Source organism: Paraburkholderia humisilvae, from assembly GCF_902859855.1.
Taxonomy (GTDB): domain Bacteria; phylum Pseudomonadota; class Gammaproteobacteria; order Burkholderiales; family Burkholderiaceae; genus Paraburkholderia; species Paraburkholderia humisilvae.
Genome location: NZ_CADIKH010000218.1, coordinates 1 through 3323, shown reverse-complemented (window position 1 = coordinate 3323; position 3323 = coordinate 1). Strand labels below are relative to the sequence as shown.

Genomic DNA, 3323 nt, shown 5'->3' with positions numbered 1-3323 from the left:
AGCGACAGCAGCCGTTGCAACGATGGGGGACGCAAAGGCATTCAGGTCCGGGCGCGAGTTCGCGGCCTGGATCGGACTGGTGCCGGCGCAGACAGGATCCGGTGGCAAGATCGAGTTGCTGGGAATCAGCCGCGTCGCGATAGCGATCAGGAGCTGAGATGGGCAAGATCGATCGACGCGAGCACGGGCGGCATTTCGGTCGTGGCGTAAGGCGACTGGTAGATCCGCTTCCATCAGCCACGCCCAGGTACCGGCAAACGGCCGGGAGCATTCGAATGCAATCATGCTCATTTCCGCCATCGACCGGACAACATAGTTGTCGCTCCGGCGGACTTTGTAATTGACGCTCTAGACCTTCCAAGCTCCCGCCTGGCGGATCGGGTTTGCCAGTTCGATCAATATGCCGCGCGACGCGCGCGTGCGCGCCGGCGGCGGTCGCAGTCCACATATGAACCCCACACCTACGTGTCCAGCAACTACACAGCGCTATCGCTGCGTGCGGTCGACGAGCATGGCGCCGAGGACCATCGTGCGAAGGGGCGCGCCGGCTACAAGACCATGACCCTCGAAACCGGCGAATTCAAACGCCGCATCCTGGTCAATGTGCTGCCCGCAGGCTTCCCCTGCATCCGACACCACGGGCATCCCGGCCTATCAATCCCCATAGCCACGAAGCCTGCAACCGCATTGGTGTACTTCGCGGTTTCCTCCATCGGGCTTATTCGACGCCTACCGAAATGCGCACAGGCATGCACATCCCCGCATCCGATGGCAGGCATCGAATAAACCTTAACGCACTCTGACGGACGATGTGGTGGCGAACCGCCTCGCCAGTGACAATGTTATTTCGCGCTGGTCATGCCATTGCCCAGCAAGACTCTGCTGTCCTCGTTGAGTCCGGCGGGTCGTCAAATGACACATTTATTGTCGCAACGTTGGCAGAATTATTTTGATCTACGGCTATTAGCGCAGCTACCCAGCTACCAGTACGCTTGACAATATCCCCTCAAGCGACCTGCCGGTCAGCCGAGCGCCTGGAACCCGATCACGCTGACCCTCGCCAGCCTCAGCGAAGATGGGAGAGCAGATATCGCGGGTACGCGCTTGTGCGGCTGATGCGCCAGTTCTTCCTTAGGAATGCCGACGTACTGAACGACGATCACCCGGTCCTTGCGGAGAGATTGTGTGCGGCATTCTCACGCCAGTCATGCTCTTGACACGAACCTAACGCACGAGCGTGTGCGTACGAACTTGCGCCATGCGACAATCGCGACGACTTTGACATACCTGCGCGGTGACAACCGCACATTATTGTTTTCGTCCAAATTGCCTTGCCGTGAAGGCCGGCTCCAGACACGGCAGCACAAATACTCTTTGTATGTTGTTCCGCCTCCGGGTGGCAGCTCAAATCACGATTTCTATATCGTCGATTTGCCATCCGTCCTCGTTGTTGTCGATCCGCAAAAAATGCCAGATGTCCTCGAAACGTTCGATCGCGGCATCAGTGTCCTCGCGCATCTCGCCACGGAATCTCACACTAACCGTGGCACCAATTTCGTCAGCAGAGTTCGGGATCAGTTCGAGATCGAGCCGTTTGACCTCCGTATGATTGATCCGGTCTCCCCGGGCGGCAAGATCCCTTTCTAGCCGGCTTTGCAGGCGCGCGCTCACAAGCTTTCTGATCTGTTCCATATCTCCCGCGTCCCACAGACGCTGCATCAGAAGAAATGAAGTCCGCGCGAATGTCAGAAAGCTGTCGGTTCGTTTGTCGTTTTTCATGGGTCATGCATGTGAGAGGGTTGCCCGAAACATTTCGTGAGCCCAATAAATATCTCGGTACGAATGCAGCCTTCCTGGGGAAGTCGCACGCAAACTGGGGCAGGATATGCGCATCAAGCCTACTCAAAGCCGGAAATCACGAAATGGCCGTGTTCTCTGCGAAATGAAGTATTGCGAGGGCGATCAACTACACAGAGCCGACATTTACGCAAACCTGGAGTCGGAGGGTTTGCGTAAAGTTACGGGGTGTTTCGTATTTCTGAAAATTTTCAATGTTCGATAAGTTTAACTAACGTATTATTCGTATTCTTAACTTCCTATCCGTCTGGGCCTCCGGTTCCGCGTGACGGCGTTTAATCACGACAGCATTGTCATTGACGGACTCAAAACCAGTATGTCACTTTCTTTCGAAGAAGCGCTTTCCCGCGCAAGGCAAACAGGACGCGATTGCCAGGTGCTCGTTGCGCTGATTGACCAGCCCGATATCCGCTGGTGGGGGGGGCATGTTGATGACTGGCGACCGGACGAAGCCCTGTTTTCCTCCGCCACGGCGCTGAAGGGCTATCGAAAACTGGTAACCCGATTCAGGAAAGGCGATACCGCCAAAGCTCACGTGCTGATGATTCACAATGACGGCTCCTTTGCTGCGGTCATGCTTGGCATAGACTCAGCAGGGGAGGCGCAGCAGTACCTGAACGAGGCGTTGGAAGAGATCCGGATCAGAACTTCACACTGACCCACGGAATAAATGCCGGCGGTCGAGTCGGCAGCTCGCCGGGCAACACCCCTGTGACATATTCATTTCGCTTTGCCAAGATGCTTACATCACACGGTCCCATTGGATGCCGCCGAACGCGCGGCCACGAAGCGACACATTCACTGTCTTATTGATGACACTTTTAATACGTTCTACGACTGCCGTCGATCAATTTTACCCTCTCGTAACATAAGCAATCCTGTTCATTACGGACATTCTCATCCCATCTTCGTTATCACGACACAGCCTCGCAAAAAGACATCTTAATGTCTTCCGGTATCGACCGCCCGTCAGGCCCGGTGCTATCTGATATAAATGTAGGATAACCATGTTCCCCTATTACCGGCCAAAGCGCCTTTGGTGTGCTATGCACACTGCCTCTCTATCATGAGGTCGATGGTTCTCAGGGAGTTCATGATTGTCACGTAGTCCTCGCTCGCGAGTCCGAAAAATTGTCGATTCGTGCCGTTATACGCAGTTCGTCACGACGAACTGCGCATCAGGGGGCTGGTTCATAGCGAAATACGGAAATTATCCAACGTTGCGCGCCCCATTTTGTCAAGAACGATGAACTTGCCGATCAACACGGCGTTAATGGAATGGACGCCCCACCCAACGGCATGGATGTGCCAAAGTGGAGAGTAGTGCCACGTGTGAACTTTCGCCGTTAAGGAGGCAAACCGTTTTCGGCATAAAGGCGCCAGGGGCTTTTCGGCGCTTAGGCGCCACAAGTTTTTCGGCATATAGGCGCCAGTAGATTTTCGCCGTAAAGGCGCCACTGACGCCT

The 3323-nt window shown here is 55.2% G+C and carries 4 protein-coding genes and 1 pseudogene; 3 read left to right on the top strand and 2 right to left on the bottom strand.

What is annotated here, in order from left to right; genetic code table 11:
• Both HV796_RS41020 and HV796_RS45090 read left to right on the top strand, forming a co-directional pair.
• Window positions 1-133, top strand: a pseudogene (locus HV796_RS41020) (transposase); the annotation flags it as partial.
• A gap of 332 nt (window positions 134-465) precedes the next feature.
• Window positions 466-786 carry a transposase gene (locus HV796_RS45090; RefSeq protein WP_246356360.1) on the top strand — a complete coding sequence of 107 codons (321 nt, stop codon included), beginning with the start codon at window positions 466-468 and terminating at the stop codon, window positions 784-786.
• A 618-nt stretch (window positions 787-1404) separates the two neighbouring features.
• Here the strand turns inward: HV796_RS45090 and HV796_RS41010 are convergent.
• Window positions 1405-1779, bottom strand: a complete 375-nt coding sequence (locus HV796_RS41010) for a Tim44 domain-containing protein (protein WP_175233389.1) — start codon at window positions 1777-1779, stop codon at window positions 1405-1407.
• Between the two features lie 343 nt (window positions 1780-2122).
• Here HV796_RS41010 and HV796_RS41005 point away from each other — a divergent pair, with 343 nt between their 5' ends.
• Window positions 2123-2515, top strand: a complete 393-nt coding sequence (locus HV796_RS41005; RefSeq protein WP_175233388.1) for a hypothetical protein — start codon at window positions 2123-2125, stop codon at window positions 2513-2515.
• A gap of 533 nt (window positions 2516-3048) precedes the next feature.
• Here HV796_RS41005 and HV796_RS43720 read toward each other — a convergent pair.
• On the bottom strand, window positions 3049-3323 hold a 275-nt coding region (locus HV796_RS43720), incomplete at its 5' end, for a hypothetical protein (RefSeq protein WP_217478210.1).